This window comes from Pseudomonas sp. DSP3-2-3 (genome assembly GCF_049898225.1).
GTDB lineage: Bacteria > Pseudomonadota > Gammaproteobacteria > Pseudomonadales > Pseudomonadaceae > Aquipseudomonas.
This window is the reverse complement of sequence record NZ_JAFCXH010000001.1, coordinates 575692-596898: the sequence shown is the minus strand read 5'-3', so window position 1 is coordinate 596898 and position 21207 is coordinate 575692. Positions and strand designations below refer to the sequence as shown.

The following is a 21207-nucleotide window of genomic DNA, read 5'->3' as shown; positions in this document are numbered from 1 at the left end:
CGAATTCGACGCACATGCATTGTCATCTCGAACGCATGCTAGTGGCCATGAAAACGGGGAGTGGTGCGACTGCTAATACAAACGGACAGCACTTGAATCAGGAATGCCGGACGCCGTCATTAATATGGTGTCCCAGGGCAGGTTCGAACTGCCAACCTTCCCCTTAGGAGGGGGATGCTCTATCCAATTGAGCTACTGAGACACAGTTGCCAGTCCAGGTTAAGGCACCAGCGGAACGGCGTGCATGTTAACGGCACAGCCTGATTTTGTCATGTCGTGATTGCTGGCAGACCCTGTAGTACACATCGCTCAGACGTAGCCTTCGAATAGCCATCATGCAAATTGCACTACTGCAAAAGGCCATCATTGCAAAACGCAACCTGAATCGATTGGGAAGACTTCATAACTTATTGATTTTTATGTGTTTTTTTACATTAAATTACTGGCATGCGGAATGCACTGTTTAGACAGTGGAGAACAGCTCCTTAAGAAAGTTCCGTTGGAGGTACACGAAGATGAACGTCGCCCTACTATCAGTGTTGAACGCAGCAGCGCTGGTCGCATTGGTGACTTTTCATTTTCACGATGACGGTTCACAGACCCAGTCAGTGGCCATTCAGCCCCAGCCACATCACCTGCTGCGCCAGGCGCCCCAATTGGCAATTATGGCTAAGCAACGTCACGAATCAGCGATGGTTGCCAACGAAAGTGACGCGGCAGCCCAGACGACTCAAAGCCAGCCACGCTGGGTTTTCTAAGAATCGCCCCCAACGAGAATTGCCATGTCAAAACCCGCCGCGCTTTTCATCACGCTGACGCTCATGCTCACCTGCATCGACCTGCTGCTTCCAGCCAACACCGAACCGCTGAGCTATGCCACAAGAATTGCGGGCGGAGCTTCGTTCTGTGCATTCCTGGTCGCCCTGATGCTGGGCCGCCGCTTCAAATTTGATCCAGTGCTGCGCTAACCGCTTTGCGCCTGCGCCATGCACCGTAATCGTTCCGCCTCAACGCCAGCAATTTGCGAGCATTAACACTCTCCTGGGATCCTCCGCCCTGACCGGCCCGCGAATACAGAAAATTTCTGTCGTCCGTCGGCGCGCATTAGTATTTACTGCAATTGCCTCTAAGCTGAAGACAGATAGCCATCATGGCATTTGGCAGCCACGGACGACGGATGCCAGACAGATGGGCGGCAGAATCAGTTTTTTGCAGAGCCGCTCGCAATTCTGACAATCGGTGCTGGCAAATCGCCTTTATGTAGGTCAACATTTGTCACAGAATTGACGCCAAGGATCCGGCGTATTGAGGCATGATGGCGGCCTCTGAGACCAATCCGGATTGAACATTTTGCCAAATTGACTGTCAGAGAATGACATATTGCGGCGACTTGCTAGAACCGCTCCCCCCTGAACTAACCGGTTAAATATATGAGCCCTATGAAACAGGCTACTTATTCCAGCCGTACGGCTGACAAGTTCGTTGTACGCCTACCAGACGGCATGCGGAATCGTGTGCAAGAGGTAGCCAAAAATCATCATCGCAGCATGAACTCCGAGATCATTGCTCGCCTCGAACAAAGCTTGATTCAGGAAGGTGCGCTGGGCGATGAGCCAAGCCTGCGCCTTGATAGCCCTGAGCTGTCCCTGCATGAACGGGAATTGCTGCAACGTTTCCGGCAACTTTCGCACCGCCAACAGAATGCTCTTGTTTCCTTGATCGCCCATGACACCGAACTTGCTGCAGATAACGAAGCCTGACAGCAAGATCAAAAAACTAGCCAGCACGCTACTGGTTTTATTGTTGTAGTCATTTTCTTTAATGCCTGTAAGACGTATTTTCAAGACAAAAAAAACCGCCTCTCAGGAGGCGGTTTTTTTATGCATGCAAATCAAAGCAGGAAGATGGTTGCCAGACCCAGGAAGATAAAGAAACCACCGCTGTCGGTCATCGCGGTAATCATCACACTGGCCCCCATAGCCGGGTCGCGCCCCAAACGAGCCAGAGTCATAGGGATCGTAACGCCCATCAGCGCAGCCAGCAGAAGGTTCAGGGTCATCGCAGCAGTCATGACCACACCCAATGACCAGCTGCCATACAGCATGTAGGCGACAATACCGATTACCCCGCCCCACACCACGCCGTTGATCAAACCTACGACCAACTCCTTGCGCAGCAGACGCGACGTATTACCGGTACTGACCTGATCCAGTGCCATCGCCCGAACGATCATGGTAATCGTCTGATTGCCAGAGTTTCCGCCAATGCCCGCAACGATAGGCATCAAGGCAGCCAGCGCCACAAGCTTTTCGATCGAGCCTTCGAACAAGCCGATGACCCGGGACGCAATGAAAGCAGTCACCAGATTGACTGCCAGCCAGGCCCAACGGTTACGCAACGACTTCCAGACGGAGGCGAAGATATCTTCTTCCTCACGCAGACCCGCCATGTTGAGGACTTCGGTTTCGCTTTCTTCACGAATGAGGTCGACCATTTCGTCAATGGTCAGACGGCCGATCAACTTGCCGTTCTTGTCCACCACCGGCGATGAAATCAAGTCATACCGCTCAAAGGCTTGCGCGGCCTCGTAGGCATCGCCGTCCGGGTGAAAACTCACCGGATCATTAGCCATGACCTCGGAAACCTGCTTCTCAGGGTCGTTGACCAACAGACGCTTGATAGGCAGCACACCCTTGAGCACACCGTCGTAATCGACAACGAAAAGTTTGTCAGTGTGGCCAGGCAGTTCTTTGAGACGACGCAGATAACGCAACACGACTTCGAGACTGACGTCCTCCCGAATGGTCACCATCTCGAAGTCCATCAGGGCGCCGACTTGCTCCTCATCGTAAGACAAGGCCGAACGCACGCGCTCACGTTGCTGGCTATCCAGAGCCTCCATGAGCTCATGGACAACATCACGAGGTAATTCGGGGGCAAGGTCAGCGAGTTCGTCGGCGTCCATCTCCTTGGCCGCAGCCAACAGTTCGTGATCGTCCATGTCGGCGATCAGCGTTTCCCTGACGGAATCGGAAACTTCGAGGAGGATGTCGCCGTCGCGCTCAGCCTTGACCAGTTGCCAAACCGTCAGACGATCTTCAAGTGGCAGCGCTTCAAGAATGTAGGCGACGTCGGCGGAGTGAAGATCATCGAGCTTGCGTTGCAACTCGACGAGGTTCTGCCGGTGAACGAGATTTTCTACGCGGTCTTGATTCTGACCCTCCTGGCGGTGGGTCAGATCTTCAACGATACGCTGGCGCTGCAGGAGCTCGATGACTTGAGCCAGACGATCCTGCAGACTTTCCTGCGTTTTTTTTACTTCAATTTGAGTCATAGGCGAACTCCACTCCCAGCAGCGGAGCACGCCAGGAGATCAATCAGTTAATGCATGATTGTTGAAAAAAACTGTTGAGTAGCTACTGGGTAAGTCCATGGAGGGATTCCACAAGCCCCGGCGGGGCTGACGCGCGCAATCATACACCGCCTGAGCATGTCGCACGCTACAAAATTCAGCCTGGAACAAGCGCTTGCAACACAAACTTAAACAATGCGGGAGTCAGTACTACGACAACGCAACATCCGGCCAAGAAAACACGCTCGTCGACCAATCTGCATTTGTTTAGCCTTGGGGCCAGACACGTCACGGAGGACGCCGCATGAACTTCCAAACCCGCCAGTTACTACTGTGCAGCGCCCTGCTCTGCCTACCGCTATCCCTGCATGCGACCATCGTGCAGCGCTGCGAAGATCCTGCTGGCAATGTCACCTACACATCCCTTGGATGCCCAAGCGATCATGGCATGCAATTACAGAACGCCTTCAACGCTTCGCCTGGAAGCAGCGGCAATCCCGCGCTACTCCCGCCCCACGAGCCATCACTACGCCGACAAACCGCAGCAGCTCGCCAGGAAAAGGAACTGACGGTTGTAGGGCAGCGCGACGACGGCTGCGGCAACCGCTTGAGCGCTGAACAACGGCGCCGGGCGATCATCAATCAACAGACTCCAGCCGGAATGACCAAGCGCGACGTCGAAAGCTTGCTGGGCAGACCAGACAAAGTGGTGAGTCGAAACGGAGAAACTCGCTACACATACAACGAGAAGAAGGGCCGCAGCAGTCAGGTCACTTTCGATGAGATGGGCTGCGTAAAAGGCAAACGCTAGACGGCAAAAAGCCCGCATCGAGATGCGGGCTTTTTGGTGTTTGGTGCACTCGACAGGATTCGAACCTGTGACCGCTCGGTTCGTAGCCGAGTACTCTATCCAGCTGAGCTACGAGTGCATTGGCGTTTGATAAACCAGACCACCGCTGGCTTGAAGCAAGTTATCTGCATTACTGCAAACAACCTTTAAATGGTGCACTCGACAGGATTCGAACCTGTGACCGCTCGGTTCGTAGCCGAGTACTCTATCCAGCTGAGCTACGAGTGCATTTGTTGCCGCGCATTATAGGCCGTTGAATCTTCTGGTCAAGCACTTTATCTAGTAAATTCAAACACTTACAGATTAAGCCAGAAACAACGTACTACGCAAATAATGGCGGAGAACGGGGGATTCGAACCCCCGACACCCTTTTGAGGTGTACTCCCTTAGCAGGGGAGCGCCTTCGGCCACTCGGCCAGCTCTCCGCAACACGGGGCGTATAATAACCACCCTTTTCCCCGTTTGCAAACCAAAAATTCAATAAAAATTAATGGCTTGGTTCCTGGTCCTTCTCTTTCTTGATGCGCAGGTAAATCTCTTCACGGTGAACAGCGACTTCCTTGGGCGCGTTGACACCAATTCGCACCTGATTACCTTTGACGCCGAGCACGGTCACGGTAATTTCGCCATCACCAATAATCAGGCTCTCTGCGCATCGACGAGTCAGAATCAGCATACCTTTCTCCTCACGCATTACATTCAGGGACAACAGTCGTCAGAACCGGCAGGCCGCATCAGCGTTCGAGCGGGCGCAGCCTGAGTATTGACCAGCGCAAAGAAAAGAACAGGCTTTGCGCCATCAATAAACCAAAAGGCGCGGTCAAGCCGCGCCTTTTGACCATGCATTACTCACCCTGTCGGGGCGCATCCAGCTCGAACGCAGTGTGGAGGGCACGTACTGCCAGCTCCAGATACTTTTCTTCGATCACCACGGAAACCTTGATTTCCGACGTCGAGATCATCTGGATGTTAATGCTCTCTTTCGCCAACGCTTCGAACATACGACTGGCAACACCCGCGTGGGAACGCATACCGACGCCGACAATCGACACCTTGGCAATCTTGGTATCGCCAGAAACCTCACGCGCACCGATTTCGCTGGCGGTCTTTTCAAGCACCTGCAAGGCCGCCTGATAGTCATTGCGGTGAACGGTGAAGGTGAAGTCGGTGGTGTTATCGTGCGCAACGTTCTGCACGATCATGTCGACTTCGATATTCGCGCCACTGATCGGCCCGAGAATCTTGAAGGCCACGCCCGGCGTGTCTGGCACACCACGGATGGTCAGCTTGGCTTCATCGCGGTTGAAAGCGATGCCGGAAATGATCGGCTGTTCCATGGATTCCTCTTCATCAATGGTAATGAGGGTGCCCGGACCCTCCTTGAAGCTGTGCAATACGCGCAGCGGAACGTTGTATTTGCCGGCAAACTCGACAGCGCGGATCTGTAGCACCTTGGAACCGAGGCTGGCCATTTCCAGCATCTCTTCGAAGGTGATCTTGTCCAGGCGTTGAGCTTGCGACACCACTCGCGGGTCAGTGGTATAGACGCCATCGACGTCGGTATAGATCTGGCACTCATCAGCCTTGAGCGCTGCTGCCAGCGCCACGCCAGTGGTATCGGAACCACCACGACCCAGGGTCGTGATGTTGCCGTTCTCATCGACGCCCTGGAAACCGGCGACAACTACCACACGACCGGCCTTCAGGTCAGCGCGAATTTTCTGATCGTCTATCTGCAGGATACGCGCCTTGTTATGCGCGCTGTCCGTCAAGATACGAACCTGATTGCCGGTATAGGAAACCGCTGGCACACCACGCTTGATCAAGGCCATGGCCAGCAACGCGATGGTTACCTGCTCACCCGTGGAAACGATCACGTCCAGTTCACGAGGAACCGGCTGATCGCTGATCTGCCTGGCCAGTTCGATCAGACGATTGGTCTCACCGCTCATGGCCGACAGCACCACGACCAGGTCATCGCCTGCTTCGCGGAATTTTTTGACCTTGTCAGCGACCTGCTCGATGCGCTCAACGGAGCCTACCGAGGTGCCTCCAAATTTTTGTACGATTAAAGCCATCTCAAAGCCGCCTCAGCCCATTAAGGGCGCCCATTAAACGTTCAAACCCAAGCGCCAAGGCCTGCTGCCGCGCAACAGGCCTGGAAGGTCGACTTAAATACCCTGCTCGACAAAAGGAACAGTCAACGCCAGCGCTGCATCCAGCGCACTCGCATCGACGCCGCCGCCTTGCGCCATATCAGGACGACCGCCACCTTTACCACCCACGGCGGCGGCCGCCTGCTTCATCAAATCACCGGCTTTGAGTTGGCCAGTCAGGTCCTTGGTCACGCCTGCAACCAGTACGACCTTATCTTCATGAACACCGCCGAGCAGGATCACTGCGCGACCGAGCTTGTTCTTCAACTGATCGACAAGCGCCAGCAGCGCCTTGCCATCCTGACCGTCCAGGCGTACGGCCAGTACTTTCACGCCTTTGACATCCAGTGCAGCAGACGACAGATCGTCACCCGCAGCGCTGGCAGCCTTGGCCTGCAATTGTTCCAGCTGTTTTTCCAGCAGACGATTGCGCTCGAGCACAGCCGCAAGCTTGTCCAGCAGGTTGTCGCGATTGCCCTTGATCAGGGTCGCGGCTTCCTTGAGTTGATCTTCGGCCGAATTAAGGTAGGCCAGGGCCGCAGCGCCAGTCACCGCCTCGATACGCCGTATGCCGGCAGCAACGCCGCCTTCGCTGACGATCTTGAACACCGCGATGTCGCCGGTGCGTTCGGCGTGAATGCCACCGCACAGCTCAACGGAGAAATCACCGCCCATGCTCAGGACCCGCACGCTGTCGCCGTACTTCTCGCCGAACAGCGCCATGGCGCCTTTCTGCCTGGCGGTCTCGATATCGGTTTCAATCGTCTCGACAGCGGTGTTCTTGCGCACCTGCTCGTTGACGATTTCTTCCAGGGCTTTCAACTGCTCCGGCTTGATTGCTTCAAAGTGGCTGAAGTCGAAGCGCAGACGCTGACTGTTGACCAGCGAACCCTTCTGGGTCACATGTTCGCCCAGCACCTGACGCAAAGCGGCGTGCAGCAAGTGCGTCGCCGAGTGGTTCAGCGAAGTGGCATGGCGAACCTCAGCCTCCACTTCGGCATTCACCGCAGCGCCAACCTTCAGGCTGCCAGCCGCCACAACGCCATGATGCAGGAACGCACCACCGGTCTTGGTGGTGTCACGCACGTCGAAACGCACGTCGCCCGCCTGAATGAAACCACAATCGCCGATCTGACCGCCGGACTCGGCATAGAAAGGCGTGGTGTCGAGGATCACAACGCCCTCTTCACCTTCGCCCAACTGTTCAACCGCCTTGCCGTCCTTATAAAGAGCAACGACGCTGGCATCACTGCGGGTGGCTTTGTAGCCGATGAAGTTGGTCGCCACGTCAACCTTGACCAGGCTGTTGTAGTCCATGCCGAACGAACTGGCCGAACGGGCGCGCACGCGCTGGGCCTCCATCTCGCGCTCGAAACCTTCCTCGTCGAGGGTCAGGTTGCGTTCGCGGGCGATGTCGCCGGTCAGGTCCATCGGAAAACCGTAGGTGTCGTAGAGTTTGAACACTACGTCGCCGGGAACCACGGTGCCTTTGAGCTCAGCCAGATCCTGTTCGAGGATTTTCAGGCCCTGTTCAAGGGTCTTGGCGAACTGCTCTTCTTCAGCTTTGAGCACACGTTCAATGTGCGTCTGTTGCTGGGTCAGTTCCGGGAAGGCAGTGCCCATTTCGGCGACCAGCGCGGAGACGATCTGATAGAAGAAACTGCCCTTGGCGCCCAGTTTGTTACCGTGACGGCACGCACGACGAATGATGCGCCGCAGCACGTAACCGCGACCGTCGCTGGACGGCAGCACGCCATCGGCGATCAGGAAACCGCAGGAGCGAATGTGGTCAGCCACGACTTTCAGCGAAGCCTGGTTGTCATTGGTGCAGCCGATGGCCCTGGCCGCAGCGGCCAGCAGGCTCTGGAACAGGTCGATCTCGTAGTTGGAGTTCACGTGCTGCAAAACGGCGCTGACCCGCTCCAGGCCCATGCCGGTATCCACCGACGGCGCTGGCAACGGGTGCAACACGCCATCGGCAGTGCGATTGAACTGCATGAACACGTTGTTCCAGATTTCGATGTAGCGATCGCCATCTTCCTCCGGCGAGCCTGGTGGCCCGCCCCAGATGTCAGCGCCGTGGTCGAAGAAAATCTCGGTGCACGGGCCACACGGGCCGGTATCGCCCATGGTCCAGAAGTTGTCCGAGGCGTAGGGCGCGCCCTTGTTGTCGCCGATACGGACCATGCGCTCGGCAGGTACGCCGATTTCCTTGGTCCAGATATCGTAGGCTTCGTCATCGGTGGCATAGACCGTGACCCAGAGTTTTTCCTTGGGCAGGTTCAGCCATTTGTCCGAGGTCAGGAACGTCCAGGCGTAGGTGATGGCGTCGCGCTTGAAATAATCGCCAAAACTGAAGTTGCCGAGCATTTCGAAAAAAGTGTGGTGGCGCGCGGTGTAACCGACGTTGTCCAGGTCATTGTGCTTGCCACCGGCGCGCACGCACTTCTGGCTGCTCACGGCACGGGTGTAGGCCCGTTTTTCCTGGCCCAGGAAGCAATCCTTGAACTGGTTCATGCCCGCGTTGGTGAACAGCAGGGTTGGGTCATTGCCCGGGATCAAAGAGCTGGAGGCGACACGGGTGTGGCCCTGCTCTTCGAAGAAGCCCAGGAAGGCTTCACGGATTTCTGCGCTTTTCATAGGTTCTTCCACGGAGACTGCGGCCAGAGGCAAGTGCAAAACGTCAATTGACGTAGCGACGGCAAAGGGCCGCATTATATAGGCGTTGCGTCGTCGGTACAGCGTGTTTGTTCGATAGAAACAAGCTACTGGACTATCGGCACTTCAAGCACGGGCAAACTCGGCGAACGTCGCGATGACTTGTTCGATCTGGGTACGGGAAACATTCAGGTGCGTGACCATACGCAGGCGCGGTGCGGCGCTGAGCCGGATGCCACGCTCGGCGCAGAATGTCTTCAGCGCTTCTGACCGATTATCGATCTGCACATAAACCATGTTGGTCTGTACTGGCTCCACCTGATAGCCAAGATCGGCCAGACCCCGGGCGAGAAACTCCGCATTGTCGTGGTCATCCGCCAGGCGCTCGACCTGATGATCCAGCGCATACATCCCCGCCGCAGCGAGCATTCCCGCCTGACGCATGCCGCCACCGACCATCTTGCGCAGACGGCGCGCCTTGCCGATCAATTCCCGCGAGCCGCACAGCACTGAACCAACGGGCGCACCCAGGCCTTTGGACAGACACACCGAAACCGAATCGAAATGCTGGGTGATGTCCCGCGCACCGACGCCCAGTTTGACCGCTGCGTTGTAAAGACGCGCGCCATCGAGATGCAGCGCAAGGCCTTGCTCCTGCGTCAGCTTGCGCGCGGACGCCAGATAAGCCAGCGACAGCACTTTGCCTTGCATGGTGTTTTCCAGTGCCAGCAAACGCGTGCGGGCGAAGTGAAAATCATCCGGTTTGATGGTCGCCAGCACCTGCCCCAGATCCAGCGAGCCATCGGGCTGCACCTCAATTGGCTGAGGCTGAATGGAACCGAGCACCGCCGCGCCGCCACCTTCGTATTTATAGGTGTGCGCTTGCTGGCCGACGATGTACTCGTCGCCACGCTCGCAATGGGCCATCAATCCCAGCAGATTGCTCATGGTGCCGGAGGGTACAAACAATGCAGCGGCAAAGCCCAGTTCTTCGGCAAGCCGCGCTTCCAGAGTGTTGACGCTCGGATCTTCGCCATACACATCGTCACCCAACGGTGCTTGCGCCATGGCGGCCAGCATGCCGGTGGTTGGCTGAGTAACTGTGTCGCTGCGCAGATCAATGACCGTCACGTGAAGCTCCTTGGGAACGAATTCGGGGTTTGAATCAAGGTATTACTAAGGCCATCGAGCGAGATAATCAAGGCGGCGCAACGCCAATGCATCAATTCGTTATAAGAAAAACGCAGCACTACCCGACTAAAGCGTTTATGCATATTTCAGAAACTGTGATAAAAACTGCCCGCCGACACATTATTGCTATCGGTAAAACGTTCTCAGGGCGGGGTGCGACTCCCCACCGGCGGTAATGACGCGCAATGCGTTTAGCCCGCGAGCGCTTGCACTGCCAAAGCGGTGCAAGGTCAGCAGACCCGGTTGGATTCCGGGGCCGACGGTTATAGTCCGGATGAAGAGAGAACGGGATTGGCAGCAAAGGACCGTCCGTACAGCAATGCCATGAACTCAATCGTTCTGGCGAAGTGTGTTCGTACCCCTTGAATCCCTTTCGATCCAAAGCGCCCTGTTTTTTCACAAACAGGAGACAGAACACATGCAACCCACCGCAATAGACAGCAAAAGCAAAAACCATTCGAACGAACGTATCGCGTTTATCCAGGCCTGCTGGCACAAAGAAATTGTCGATCAGAGCCGAATCGGCTTTGTCGCTGAAATGGCCACGCATGGCTACACCGAAGCCGATATCGATTTCTTCGAAGTCGGTGGTGCGTTTGAAATCCCTCTGCACGCCAAGTTGCTGGCCAATAGCGGTCGCTATGCGGGCATTGTCGGTGCCGCGCTGGTGGTTGACGGCGGCATCTACCGACATGATTTCGTCGCCCAATCGGTGGTCAGCGCCTTGATGCAAGTGCAGCTGGAAACCGAAGTACCGGTGTTCTCGGTGGTGCTGACGCCGCATCACTTCCACGCCGGCGAAGAACATCAGAAGTTCTTCTTCGAGCATTTCCTGCACAAAGGCCAGGAAGCGGCGAAGACTTGCGCCGATACCGTGAACAAGCTGCGCGACCTGCGTCGCGGCCTGACCTTGCAGAAGGCCGTAGGCTAAACAGCAAAACTGTGGGAAAGGCCTGGTGTGGGACCGGCTTTAGCCGGGAAGGCAATTGATGCCTTCGCGACTAAAGTCGCTCCTACGGCCGATTCGTGGGCAAGCCTCGCAACAACGGATCTACGGATAGGACGTCCAGGCGACGCAGAGATTGCTTCTCTACACGCCCAACCCATCATCCGTAGTCGGCACAATCAATATCCCCGCACGCAGGCCATTCTTGACCTTGGGATTAGGGAAAATGATGCGCGCACCCTCCTCCTCGACGATCCAGCGCGAATCGGCCAGATCTTCAGCCAGCACGTAGCCTTTATCCAGTTCGGAAAAGTTTTCCACGTCGACCGGCAAGTGCAGCCGGAACGCATCGCTGTGCTTGATGATTTCCCGCGCCACGCTGAACAGCTGCAAACCATCCAGACTTGCTTCGTCCTCGGTTTCGCTGCCATCGATGATCTGCACCAGCCGCGCATGCAAAGGCTTGATGTTGACCTGCTGGTTCTGCCCGAAAGGCCGGGCTTTGCCCAGTTCCAGGGTGAAAGACTCAGCGCCGAGCTTGTCGTAGGTATAAGAGCTGAACACGATGGACGGCTTGTTCTGCAACAGCACCGCTTCCATCCCCGCTGCCCGCAGCCGCGCCAGTTCACGACGGGAATGCTGGCGACCTTCTTTCCAGGGGTACAACGCGAATTGCTCGATCTTCGAGCCGCGAATTGCGGTGTGCAGGTCGTAATGCAGGCGATAGCGGTCCGGCAGGCTGAAAAAGGTATCGGCCAGACGCTCCAGCTCACAGGCACGCAGCGCTTCCGGGCCGCCGCTGAGTTCGTGACCGCCGTTAAACAACCGGTTGACGTCCTGTTCGACGTAGCGCTCGCCGCGACGAATCGCTTCGGGATTGCCAAACAGAAAAAGAATTCGTGCGCGAGGCTTGAGCTCGTTGCGCGCAATGCTGTGGATCAATTCGTCCAGCAGCTCGATGGGCGCGGTTTCGTTGCCGTGGATACCGGCGGACAGCAGCAGGTCAGTGCCGTTGTCCAGATCCTGCGGCGGACGCACTTCCAGCGCCCCTTCGCTCAGCCAGCGCAAGCGCACGCCGCCGACAGTCGTTTGAGTCTTTTCCGCTGGTTCACGTCCAGCCAGGGTCAGTTCAAGCAGTTTGCCGAGGGCGAGCATTGGCGGTGTTCCTTAGTGATCGTGATTGCAGTCCGGACCGTGGACGTGCTCTTCGTCGTCGCCAACCTCAGCCGGCTCCATTTCCAGTTGCAGGCTGACCAGATTGGTGGCCAAAGGGCGCAGCAACAGATTGGCGTATTCGGCATCGCCTTCTTCGACGTCAACGCCGATCAGCAACTGGCCACGGCCATCGTGCTGGATCCACAATTCCTTGCCCTGCCACATGACAGCGACGCGGGTGCAGGAAGTTTCCAGCTGGGTGCCATCGGTGTCTTCAAGGATCAACTGCAGGGTGTCGCTCATAATCGAATTCTCTATAGAGAGGAAAAATCTGGCGCCCGATGTCTTGCATCAGACGCGCCTCGGGGTCAAACACACTGGAAAGGATAGACCGCGCCCAGTTTAAGGATCTGGGTCAATTCATCCAGTGCCGCGCGACATTCAAGCAACAGTTGCGGATCGGCCAGATCGGTTTCGCTCATGCGATCGCGATAGTGCTTATCGACCCACTCCGTCAGCGTGGCGTACAACGGCGCCGTCATGATAACCCCTGGGTTGACCGCCGCCAGCTCGGTTTCATTGAGCGCGACGCGCAAACGCAGGCATGCCGGGCCACCGCCGTTTTGCATACTCTGCTTGAGATCGAAGACTTTCACTTCCGCCACCGGGTTTGCACCGGCGATCAGGCCTTGCAAATAGCGCCAGACACGCTCGTTGCCGCGACACTCTTCCGGCACGATCAGCAGCATCGAGCCATCGGCGCGGGACAGCAATTGACTGTTGAACAAGTAAGAGCGCACTGCGTCCTCGACCGTAACTTCGGCGCGGGGCACGCAAATCGCACGCAACTGGCCGCCGCAAGCGGCGAGCTTTTCCTGCAACTCGGCGAGCATGCTGTCAGTGTGGATGAACGCATCCTCGTGATAGAACAACACCTCGCCATTGCCGACGGCGATCACATCGTTGTGGAACACGCCCTGATCAATGACCGACGGATTCTGCTGGCCATAGACCACTCCGCTGTCGCTCAAGCCATGCAGGCGCGCCACGGCTTGCGAAGCTTCCAGCGTCTGGCGGGCCGGGTATTTCTGTGGTGCGGGATAGCGCGTGTCGAACGCGCTGCGGCCGAACACGAAAAACTCGACGCCGGCTTCGCCGTAATCACGGCACAGGCGGGTGTGGTTGGCTGCACCTTCGTCGCCAAACTGCGCAACCGCAGGCAAGGCGGCATGATGGGCAAAGTGTTGCTGATTGGCGAACATCGCCCCGAGCACACGGCTCGTCGTGGGGTGTTCGATGCTGCGGTGATATTTGCAGTTGAGGTTGGCGGCCGTGAAATGCACGCGGCCATCGGCAGTGTCGGCGCTCGGGCTGACCGTTGCGGCGTTGGCGACCCACATGCTCGATGCGGAGCAGCTGGCGACCAACAAAGGCATGGCTTGCTTCGCCGCTTGCTCGATCACTTGCGCATCGCTGCCGCTGAAACCCAGCTTGCGCAGGCCGCCAACATCCGGACGCTCCTGCGGGGCCAGTACACCTTGGGTAAAACCCATCTCCATCAGCGCTTTCATTTTCGCCAGGCCCTGCAACGCCGCTTCACGCGGGTTCGAGGACTGCTGGCTGTTGCTCTGGGACGCGACGTTGCCGTAGGACAGTCCACCGTAGTTGTGGGTCGGCCCTACAAGGCCGTCAAAATTGACTTCACAGGATTTCATCGGCACGGCTCCGTGGATCTTTTTTTATAGGCGTCAGGACGGCACATCAGGAAAGCCGCACGCCCGGCGTCAGGGTTGCAGGCAAGGTCAGGCTGCTGCTTTCCAGTGAAGCCACCGGATAGGCGCAATAATCGGCCGCGTAATAGGCGCTGGCACGATGATTACCCGAGGCGCCAACGCCACCAAACGGCGCGCTGCTGGCTGCGCCGGTCAATTGTTTGTTCCAGTTGACGATGCCCGCCCGGCTTTGCAGCCAGAACTGCCGGTAACGGCTTTCCGAGTCGGACAACAAGCCTGCGGCCAAGCCGTATTGAGTGTCGTTGGCTTCGGCGATAGCCGCATCGAAATCAGCGTAGCGGCTGACTTGCAGCAATGGCCCGAAAAGCTCTTCGTCGAGACGATCACTGACTTTGGTCACTTCGAGGATGCCCGGTGTCAGCAAGGCTGCCGAAGTCTGCGGTTGAGTCATTTCCAGCAAGGCAACGGCGCCATTGGCCAGCAGTTGTTCCTGCGCGGCCAGCAATGCCTGGGCGGCATGCAGGGAAATTACCGATCCCATGAACGGCGCAGGCTGTTGGTCGAAGGCACCGACTTCAATCGTGCGCGTCACTTCAACCAGACGCTCGATAAAGGCATCGCCCCACTTGCCTTGCGGCACCAGCAGGCGACGGGCACATGTGCAGCGCTGGCCGGCAGAAATGAACGCAGACTGGATAACGGTGTACACCGCCGCTTCGACATCGGCGACCTGATCCACCACCAGCGGGTTATTGCCGCCCATTTCCAGGGCCAGAATCTTGTCCGGGCGCCCGGCGAATTGTTGATGCAGCGCGTTGCCGGTGCGGCTGGAGCCAGTGAAGAACAAACCATCGATGCCGGAATTGGCTGCCAGCGCGATACCGGTTTCACGGCCGCCTTGCAGCAGATTCAGCACGCCTGCAGGCAAGCCGGCTTCGATCCAGCATTTGACGGTCAATTCGGCGACTTTCGGCGTCAGCTCGCTGGGCTTGAACAGCACGCTGTTGCCCGCCAGCAAGGCTGGAACGATATGGCCGTTGGGCAAATGCCCGGGAAAGTTGTAAGGCCCGAACACCGCAACCACACCATGAGGCTTGTGGCGCAGCACGGCAGTGGCGTCACCCAACGGGCCGCTCTTCTCGCCGGTCCGCTCACGGTAGCTCTGCACGGAAATCGCGATCTTGTTGACCATGCTGGTGACTTCAGTCGCGGATTCCCAAAGTGGCTTGCCGGTTTCTGCGCCGATGCAGTTGGCAAGGGCGTCGGCGTTGTTTTTCAGGCTGGCGGCGAACGCTTCCAGCACGCTGATGCGCTCGTCCAGCGAACGGCTGGCCCAGGCCGGAAAGGCCTGACGTGCCGCGCGTACCGCGACATCCACCTGCGCAGCCGACGCGCCTTGTCCGGACCACAGCACTTGCTGGGTCACCGGATTGAGAGATTCGAATGCTTCGCCATGCCCGGCCTGCCAGGCGCCAGCGATATACAGTGTGCTCATCAGATTGCCTCCCGGGCTGCGGACAACGGCACGGCGCGGACTTGATCCCCGGCACTGAGGCGCAGGCGCTTCGCCGTCATCGGGTCGACCACCAATGTGCCAGCAGCCAGCCGCGCTGCGGCCGCAGTGATGCGACAGCCTTCACGTTTGCGGTTGTGGATAAGAAATGGCGTCGCGTCATCACCCGGCGTGCCAATGGCCAGCACCAGCGCCTGACTGTCGCGCACGGCGCGGATTTTCGCGGTCTCGCACTCGATGGCCGGACCGGCATCGAAAATATCGACGTAACCCTGATAGCTGAAGCCTTCGCTCTTGAGCATGGCAAGCGCCGGTTCGGTATCGGCGTGTACGCGGCCAATAATGTTGCGCGCGTCTTCAGAGAGGAAGCAGGTGTACAGCGGGAACTTGGGCATCAGTTCGGCGATGAAGGCCTTGTTGCCGACGCCGGTCAGGTAATCGGCCTGGCTGAACTCCATCTTGAAGAAGTGCCGCCCCAGACTCTCCCAGAACGGCGAGTGACCTTCTTCGTCGGACATGCCACGCATCTCGGCAATGATCTTCTTGCCGAACAGCTGCGGGAACTCGGCAATGAACAGCATGCGGGCCTTGGCCAGCAAACGGCCGTTGAGGCCGGTACGCGAATCACTGCGCAGAAACAGCGAACAGAGCTCGGAGTTGCCGGTGAGGTCATTGGCCAGGAACAAGGTCGGGATTTCCCGATAAATGTTCAGTTCCTGGGAAGCGCTGACCGTCAGGCCGACCCGATAGTTGTACCAAGGCTCGCGCAGGCCGACCGCACCGGCAATTGCCGAAATGCCGACAACGCGCCCGTCGTCGTCTTCAAGCACGAACAGGTAATCGGCATCGCCACGCTCGGCTTCGCCACGGAAAGTTTTTTCCGCCCAGCCGACCCGATGCGCCAGGCGTTCTTCATTGGCGGGCAAGGTCGTCAGGCCGGCGCCTGTGCTGCGCGCTAACTCGATCAGCGCCGGCAGGTCACTGCTGCTTACGGGACGAACGATCATGCTATCTCCTCAGCGCGGATTCCCCGAAGGAGCCCGCGAAACTCGCTAAACCTGCAATCCAGAATCAATCGGCTGTCTCAGACCGCCACGATGCGCACGCTGGCGCCTTCACCGACGCCCAGGGCTTCGGCGGCTTCCAGACTCAACAACACCGGTTTGCCGGGTGCCCAGTCCAGTTCCAGCAAGACTGCGCGGTAATCCTGCAACAGGCCGTTTGCCACCAGATACAGCCGGCCGCCAGTGCCCGCGTCAGTGGACTTGTTCTGGTCGACTTTGACCGGCACCAGTCGGCTCTGGGCAATGGAGCGAATCCCCGAGACTCGTGCATGCAGGGTCGGCCCGCCGTCGAAGATATCGATGTAATGATCGGTCTCGAAGCCTTCGCGCATCAGGATGTCGAAGGTGATTTGCGCCCGTGGATGCACCTGGCCCATGGCTTCCTGGGCGGCGTCCGGCAACAGCGGCACGTAGATCGGGTAATGCGGCATCAGCTCGGCGAGGAAGGTCCGGCTTTTAAGGCCGCACAAGCGCTCGGCAGCAGCGTAGTTCAGGTCAAAAAAGTTGCGACCGATGGCATCCCAGAAGGGCGAATCGCCGTTTTCATCGCTGTAGCCAACGATCTCGGTCACCACGGAATCGGCAAAACGCTCCGGATGGCTGGCGACGAACAACAAGCGGCCACGGGAATTAAGCTCCGACCATGCGCTGCCCACCAGTTCGGGAACCACATAAAAGCTGGTCAGCAAGCTGTTGCCAGTCAGGTCATGGCACTGGGAAAGCACGTGAATCTTGTTGTGGATCTTCAGTTCGCGGGAAGCGTGAACGAAGGTCTCGTTGCGAAAGCTGTAGAAGGGTTCGGAATAGCCTGCCGAGGCGACAATCCCCGAGCAGCCGACCAGACGCCCGGTTTCGCTGTCTTCGAGGACGAAGAAGTAGCTCTCCTCACCGTTGAAGCTCACTTCGGCGGAGAACGACGCTTCGGAAGCGCTGATCTTGTCGCTGAGACGGCCAGCATCGTCGGGCAGGGACGTGACACCGATCGGGCTGTCGGCGGCGAGGCGTTGAACCTCCGCCAGATCAGCGATTTGCGCGGGGCGCATCACGAGCATGGTGCCACTCCTTACCAGAAAAAACGGCCGGACAGTTCCGGCACAGAAAAAAAGCGCCCTGTGAATCGCTATCCACACGGCACCCGAAAAATGCCCGACGCCCGCTCAAGGGGCAAGCGTCGGGGAGTGTTGCGCTGCAGCAGCTGTTATCAGGCTTGCGTCAGTTTGGCGACGGCACGCTCGAAGCGGTCCAGCCCTTCGTCGATGTCGGCATCTTCAATCACCAGACTTGGCGCGAAACGCATCACGTCGGGACCGGCCTGCAATACCATCACGCCTTCATGCTCGGCGGCATTGAAGAAGTCCTTGGCCTTGCCCTTCCACGCGTCGGTCAACACACAACCGATCAGCAGACCCAGGCCGCGCACTTGGCTGAATACGCCGTATTTCTCGCCGATCTGCTCCAGACGCGTCTTGAATTTCTCGTGTCTGGCTTTGACGCCGTCGCGCACTTCCTGAGTATGGACGACGTCCATCACTGCATTGCCGACCGCGCAGGCCAGCGGGTTGCCACCATAAGTAGTGCCATGGACACCGACCGAGAGGTGCTTGGCGAGTTTTTCCGTGGTCAGCATGGCCGCCATCGGGAAACCGCCGCCCAGGCTTTTGGCGCTGGAAAGAATGTCCGGCGTCACGCCGTAATGCATGTAAGCAAACAGGTGGCCGCTACGGCCCATGCCGCTCTGCACTTCGTCGAAAATCAACAGCGCATTGTGCTCGTCGCACAGCTGACGGGCGCCTTGCAGGAACTCCAGATCAGCCGGCATCACGCCGCCTTCACCCTGGATCGGCTCCAGAACCACTGCGCAGGTCTTGTCGGTAACAGCGGCTTTCAGTGCATCCAGGTCGTTGTACGGGATATGGCTGATGCCCGTGATCTTCGGACCAAAACCATCGGAATACTTGGGCTGACCACCGACACTGACCGTGAACAGCGTGCGACCGTGGAAGCTGTTGAGTGCGGCGACGATTTCGTATTTTTCCGGGCCATACAAGTCGTGGGAAACCCGACGCGCCAGCTTGAAGGCGGCTTCGTTGGCTTCGGCACCGGAATTACAGAAGAACACACGCTCGGCGAAGGTGGCATCCACCAGTTTTTTCGCCAGGCGCAACGCCGGTTCGTTGGTGAATACGTTGGATACGTGCCAAAGCTGATTGCCCTGCTCGGTCAAGGCACCGACCAGCGCCGGATGGCAATGGCCCAATACGTTGACGGCGATCCCGCCGGAGAAATCGACCAGCTCGCGGCCCGATTGATCCCAGACGCGGGAACCCGCGCCACGCACGGGAATAAAACCGGCTGGAGCGTAATTGGGGACCATTACCTGGTCAAAGTCGGCGCGGTTCACCGCAGCTTGCTCAACGGACATCGGAGTCTCCTGAAGAGGAACGCCTGCCTGAAACTGGCGAGCGATGGGGGGATTGTAAGGACTGATTTCCATTCGGCCTTGTCGCCAGGCGACAACTTGTTACAGCACAAAACCGAGAATTTCGGTGGCTTTCGGCAATGCGACATATAGGTTCGCAAAGGCGCAGTTTAAACGTTGGCCCAAGGTAATTGCAGATACAGATGCTTTGATTTCCGAGGCGGGTCTGTTGGAGCGAGGCTCCCGCCTTACCCGCGCTCGGCAGGCACCGAGGACAATTCGAACGGGCTGCTGCTGCGGCGCTGGTTGCGATCTTCCCGGGGCGTGGCGCCGAAGAAGTTGCGGTAGGCGCTGGAAAAATGCGGGCCGGAGGAGAAGCCGCAGGACAGGCCGATCTGAATGATCGACTTGCTGGTCTGCATCAGCATCTGCCGCGCCTTGTTGAGGCGCAGCTCCAGGTAATACTGGCTCGGAACGCGATTGAGATACTGCTTGAAGATGCGTTCCAGCTGGCGACGGGACACGCACACGTGCTGGGCGATTTCATCGGTGGTCAGCGGTTCTTCGATATTGGCTTCCATCAACAGCACAGCCTGGGTCAGCTTGGGATGGCTGGAACCCAGGCGATTCTGTAACGGGATGCGCTGGCGCTCGCCGCCTTCACGAATCCGCTCGACAACCAGCTCTTCGGAAACCGCACCGGCCAGCTCGGCACCGTGGTCACGGGCCAGGACCGCCAGCAGCAGATCAAGCACCGACATACCGCCGCAGGCCGTCAGGCGGTCGCGGTCCCAGTCGAACAAATGGCTGGTGGCGATAACCTTGGGAAACCGTTCGCTGAAATCATCCTGCCAGCGCCAATGCACCGCCGCGCGATAACCATCCAGCAAACCCAACTGCGCCAGCGGATAAACCCCCGCCGACAAGCCGCCGATGACGCAACCGGAACGCACCAGTTGCTTGACCGCGCTGCTCAGCGCCAGAGGCATCGGCGCCGGCGGCTCGTCTGCCAGCAGAAACAGCTTTTGCAGGCCGTCGAGGCGACCGGTCCATGGCTCGCCGGGCAATTGCCAGGCGCCTTCGGTCGGCGCTTCCGCTTGCAGGAAGGTCAACTCATAAAGCACGTCGGGATGGACGCGCTGCGCCACACGCAAGGCTTCCTCGGCTAGCGCCAGAGTCAAGGCTTTGGTGCTGGGCCAGATGAGAAAACCTATTCGATGGGCAGTCATGGCGTGCAATCCGGAACGTATCGCTATTGAACAAACTGAGTGAACAGCCTGCAAGGTTCGAGCACAGAAAACGGCTCACTGTGAATCTTGAACGGTCAGTCTGGCGCGCAGCATGACCTGTTCTATTGCTAAAGGCATCGCGAAAACGACGCCAATCGTTACTTGAGGCTACCGGACAAAAATTGCTGCAGACGCTCGGACTGCGGGTTGACCAGCACTTCCCGTGGATCGCCGCACTCCTCGACCATGCCTTTGTGCAGGAAGATCAGTTGATTGGAGACCTCCCGGGCAAAGCCCATTTCGTGCGTCACCACCACCATGGTCCGACCTTCCTGGGCCAGGGCCTGCATCACTTTGAGCACATCGCCGACCAGCTCCGGATCGAGGGCTGAAGTGGGCTCGTCGAAGAGCATGACTTCCGGCTCCATGGCCAGTGCCCGGGCAATCGCCACCCGCTGCTGTTCGCCGCCGGACATATGCCCCGGATAAGCGTCCTTGCGATGCGCGACGCCGACCTTGGCCAGATAATGCTCGGCCTTTTCCAGCGCTTCTTTTTTCGACAGGCCCAGCACATGGATCGGCGCTTCGATGATGTTTTCCATCGCGGTCATGTGCGACCACAGATTGAAATGCTGAAACACCATGGACAGCCGCGAGCGCATGCGCTGCAACTGTTTCGGGTCGGCGGCCTTGAGGCTACCGTCTTTATTGGCAACCAGCTTCAGCTCTTCATTGTTGAGCAGGATTTTGCCGGCGTGGGGCTGCTCCAGCAGGTTGATGCAACGCAAGAAGGTGCTTTTGCCAGAACCACTGGAACCGATGATGCTGATCACATCTCCGGCCTTGGCGGTCAGGGACACACCCTTGAGCACCTCGTGGCTGCCATAGCGTTTATGCAGATCCTGGACTTCCAGTTTGTTCATGCTTTCGATTCTCACAAA

General features: G+C 58.0%; 19 protein-coding genes, 4 tRNA genes and 1 riboswitch. Of the genes, 5 read left to right on the top strand and 18 right to left on the bottom strand.

What is annotated here, in order from left to right; genetic code table 11:
• Nucleotides 1–125: 125 nt before the first annotated feature.
• Nucleotides 126–202: transfer RNA gene (locus tag ACP7E4_RS02870), tRNA-Arg, on the bottom strand.
• Nucleotides 203–515: 313 nt separating this feature from the next.
• Here ACP7E4_RS02870 and ACP7E4_RS02865 point away from each other — a divergent pair.
• The 3 genes from ACP7E4_RS02865 to ACP7E4_RS02855 all read left to right on the top strand — a co-directional run bounded on the left by ACP7E4_RS02865 (nucleotide 516) and on the right by ACP7E4_RS02855 (nucleotide 1760).
• Entirely contained in the window at nucleotides 516–758 is a 243-nt protein-coding gene (locus ACP7E4_RS02865) for a hypothetical protein (RefSeq protein WP_426111457.1), read from the top strand.
• 24 nt (nucleotides 759–782) lie between these two features.
• Entirely contained in the window at nucleotides 783–968 is a 186-nt protein-coding gene (locus ACP7E4_RS02860) for a PA3371 family protein (protein ID WP_426111455.1), read from the top strand.
• 462 nt (nucleotides 969–1430) lie between these two features.
• On the top strand, nucleotides 1431–1760 hold the full coding sequence (locus ACP7E4_RS02855; RefSeq protein ID WP_020290519.1) for an Arc family DNA-binding protein: 330 nt from the start codon (nucleotides 1431–1433) through the stop codon (nucleotides 1758–1760).
• Between the two features lie 131 nt (nucleotides 1761–1891).
• Here ACP7E4_RS02855 and mgtE read toward each other — a convergent pair whose 3' ends face one another.
• On the bottom strand, nucleotides 1892–3334 hold the full coding sequence (gene mgtE / locus ACP7E4_RS02850; protein WP_020290520.1) for a magnesium transporter: 1443 nt from the start codon (nucleotides 3332–3334) through the stop codon (nucleotides 1892–1894).
• Between the two features lie 322 nt (nucleotides 3335–3656).
• Between mgtE and ACP7E4_RS02845 the strand changes: the two genes are divergently transcribed.
• Entirely contained in the window at nucleotides 3657–4163 is a 507-nt protein-coding gene (locus tag ACP7E4_RS02845; RefSeq protein WP_426111452.1) for a cell envelope protein SmpA, read from the top strand.
• A 41-nt stretch (nucleotides 4164–4204) separates the two neighbouring features.
• On the opposite strand, the gene ACP7E4_RS02840 is transcribed toward ACP7E4_RS02845, so the two are convergent.
• From ACP7E4_RS02840 to ltaE, 7 genes are all read right to left on the bottom strand, one after another.
• A tRNA-Arg gene (locus tag ACP7E4_RS02840) sits at nucleotides 4205–4281 on the bottom strand.
• Nucleotides 4282–4353: 72 nt separating this feature from the next.
• Nucleotides 4354–4430 (bottom strand) — tRNA-Arg (locus ACP7E4_RS02835).
• A 106-nt stretch (nucleotides 4431–4536) separates the two neighbouring features.
• Nucleotides 4537–4627 (bottom strand) — tRNA-Ser (locus ACP7E4_RS02830).
• Between the two features lie 62 nt (nucleotides 4628–4689).
• Nucleotides 4690–4878 carry a carbon storage regulator CsrA gene (csrA, locus tag ACP7E4_RS02825; RefSeq protein WP_020290522.1) on the bottom strand — a complete coding sequence of 63 codons (189 nt, stop codon included), beginning with the start codon at nucleotides 4876–4878 and terminating at the stop codon, nucleotides 4690–4692.
• A gap of 169 nt (nucleotides 4879–5047) precedes the next feature.
• Complete coding sequence (locus ACP7E4_RS02820; RefSeq protein WP_426111450.1) at nucleotides 5048–6280, bottom strand: aspartate kinase; 1233 nt, start codon at nucleotides 6278–6280, stop codon at nucleotides 5048–5050.
• A 93-nt stretch (nucleotides 6281–6373) separates the two neighbouring features.
• Nucleotides 6374–8998 (bottom strand): alanine--tRNA ligase, encoded by a 2625-nt coding sequence (gene alaS, locus ACP7E4_RS02815; RefSeq protein ID WP_426111448.1) that lies wholly within the window; start codon nucleotides 8996–8998, stop codon nucleotides 6374–6376.
• A gap of 144 nt (nucleotides 8999–9142) precedes the next feature.
• Nucleotides 9143–10147, bottom strand: a complete 1005-nt coding sequence (gene ltaE, locus ACP7E4_RS02810) for a low-specificity L-threonine aldolase (protein WP_426111446.1) — start codon at nucleotides 10145–10147, stop codon at nucleotides 9143–9145.
• A 195-nt stretch (nucleotides 10148–10342) separates the two neighbouring features.
• Nucleotides 10343–10498: riboswitch (FMN riboswitch) on the top strand.
• 127 nt (nucleotides 10499–10625) lie between these two features.
• On the opposite strand from ltaE, the gene ACP7E4_RS02805 reads away from it, so the two are divergent.
• Complete coding sequence (locus ACP7E4_RS02805; protein ID WP_426111444.1) at nucleotides 10626–11138, top strand: 6,7-dimethyl-8-ribityllumazine synthase; 513 nt, start codon at nucleotides 10626–10628, stop codon at nucleotides 11136–11138.
• Between the two features lie 159 nt (nucleotides 11139–11297).
• Here ACP7E4_RS02805 and astE read toward each other — a convergent pair whose 3' ends face one another.
• The 9 genes from astE to ACP7E4_RS02760 form a co-directional block, all read right to left on the bottom strand.
• Entirely contained in the window at nucleotides 11298–12308 is a 1011-nt protein-coding gene (gene astE, locus ACP7E4_RS02800; RefSeq protein WP_426111442.1) for a succinylglutamate desuccinylase, read from the bottom strand.
• A gap of 12 nt (nucleotides 12309–12320) precedes the next feature.
• Nucleotides 12321–12611, bottom strand: coding sequence for a hypothetical protein (locus tag ACP7E4_RS02795; RefSeq protein WP_020290528.1), 291 nt, complete (start codon nucleotides 12609–12611; stop codon nucleotides 12321–12323).
• A gap of 65 nt (nucleotides 12612–12676) precedes the next feature.
• Nucleotides 12677–14023: an N-succinylarginine dihydrolase gene (astB, locus tag ACP7E4_RS02790; RefSeq protein WP_426111439.1), complete on the bottom strand. Its 1347-nt coding sequence runs from the start codon at nucleotides 14021–14023 to the stop codon at nucleotides 12677–12679.
• A gap of 46 nt (nucleotides 14024–14069) precedes the next feature.
• Nucleotides 14070–15539 (bottom strand): succinylglutamate-semialdehyde dehydrogenase, encoded by a 1470-nt coding sequence (astD, locus tag ACP7E4_RS02785; protein WP_426111501.1) that lies wholly within the window; start codon nucleotides 15537–15539, stop codon nucleotides 14070–14072.
• Nucleotides 15536–16561, bottom strand: a complete 1026-nt coding sequence (gene astA, locus ACP7E4_RS02780; RefSeq protein WP_065834962.1) for an arginine N-succinyltransferase — start codon at nucleotides 16559–16561, stop codon at nucleotides 15536–15538. Before astA ends, astD begins: the two co-directional genes overlap by 4 nt.
• A gap of 77 nt (nucleotides 16562–16638) precedes the next feature.
• The gene (aruF, locus tag ACP7E4_RS02775; protein ID WP_426111437.1) at nucleotides 16639–17670 is read right to left on the bottom strand and encodes an arginine/ornithine succinyltransferase subunit alpha; all 1032 of its coding nucleotides are present in this window, start codon (nucleotides 17668–17670) and stop codon (nucleotides 16639–16641) included.
• A 149-nt stretch (nucleotides 17671–17819) separates the two neighbouring features.
• Nucleotides 17820–19040, bottom strand: a complete 1221-nt coding sequence (locus ACP7E4_RS02770) for an aspartate aminotransferase family protein (RefSeq protein ID WP_426111435.1) — start codon at nucleotides 19038–19040, stop codon at nucleotides 17820–17822.
• Nucleotides 19041–19285: 245 nt separating this feature from the next.
• A complete protein-coding gene (gene argR, locus ACP7E4_RS02765; RefSeq protein ID WP_426111433.1) occupies nucleotides 19286–20266 on the bottom strand; it encodes a transcriptional regulator ArgR in 981 nt (326 codons plus the stop codon).
• A gap of 158 nt (nucleotides 20267–20424) precedes the next feature.
• Entirely contained in the window at nucleotides 20425–21189 is a 765-nt protein-coding gene (locus ACP7E4_RS02760; protein ID WP_426111431.1) for an ABC transporter ATP-binding protein, read from the bottom strand.
• Between the last annotated feature and the right edge of the window lie 18 nt (nucleotides 21190–21207).

Coding starts and splice junctions, on each gene's coding strand:
- argR (WP_426111433.1), bottom strand. CDS start 20,266: ATGACTGCCCATCGAATAGGTTTTCTCATCTGGCCCAGCACCAAAGCC.
- ACP7E4_RS02855 (WP_020290519.1), top strand. CDS start 1,431: ATGAGCCCTATGAAACAGGCTACTTATTCCAGCCGTACGGCTGACAAG.
- mgtE (WP_020290520.1), bottom strand. CDS start 3,334: ATGACTCAAATTGAAGTAAAAAAAACGCAGGAAAGTCTGCAGGATCGT.
- ACP7E4_RS02860 (WP_426111455.1), top strand. CDS start 783: ATGTCAAAACCCGCCGCGCTTTTCATCACGCTGACGCTCATGCTCACC.
- alaS (WP_426111448.1), bottom strand. CDS start 8,998: ATGAAAAGCGCAGAAATCCGTGAAGCCTTCCTGGGCTTCTTCGAAGAG.
- ACP7E4_RS02805 (WP_426111444.1), top strand. CDS start 10,626: ATGCAACCCACCGCAATAGACAGCAAAAGCAAAAACCATTCGAACGAA.
- csrA (WP_020290522.1), bottom strand. CDS start 4,878: ATGCTGATTCTGACTCGTCGATGCGCAGAGAGCCTGATTATTGGTGAT.
- astA (WP_065834962.1), bottom strand. CDS start 16,561: ATGATCGTTCGTCCCGTAAGCAGCAGTGACCTGCCGGCGCTGATCGAG.
- ACP7E4_RS02795 (WP_020290528.1), bottom strand. CDS start 12,611: ATGAGCGACACCCTGCAGTTGATCCTTGAAGACACCGATGGCACCCAG.
- aruF (WP_426111437.1), bottom strand. CDS start 17,670: ATGCTCGTGATGCGCCCCGCGCAAATCGCTGATCTGGCGGAGGTTCAA.
- ACP7E4_RS02845 (WP_426111452.1), top strand. CDS start 3,657: ATGAACTTCCAAACCCGCCAGTTACTACTGTGCAGCGCCCTGCTCTGC.
- astE (WP_426111442.1), bottom strand. CDS start 12,308: ATGCTCGCCCTCGGCAAACTGCTTGAACTGACCCTGGCTGGACGTGAA.
- ACP7E4_RS02770 (WP_426111435.1), bottom strand. CDS start 19,040: ATGTCCGTTGAGCAAGCTGCGGTGAACCGCGCCGACTTTGACCAGGTA.
- ACP7E4_RS02820 (WP_426111450.1), bottom strand. CDS start 6,280: ATGGCTTTAATCGTACAAAAATTTGGAGGCACCTCGGTAGGCTCCGTT.
- astB (WP_426111439.1), bottom strand. CDS start 14,023: ATGAAATCCTGTGAAGTCAATTTTGACGGCCTTGTAGGGCCGACCCAC.
- ACP7E4_RS02865 (WP_426111457.1), top strand. CDS start 516: ATGAACGTCGCCCTACTATCAGTGTTGAACGCAGCAGCGCTGGTCGCA.
- ACP7E4_RS02760 (WP_426111431.1), bottom strand. CDS start 21,189: ATGAACAAACTGGAAGTCCAGGATCTGCATAAACGCTATGGCAGCCAC.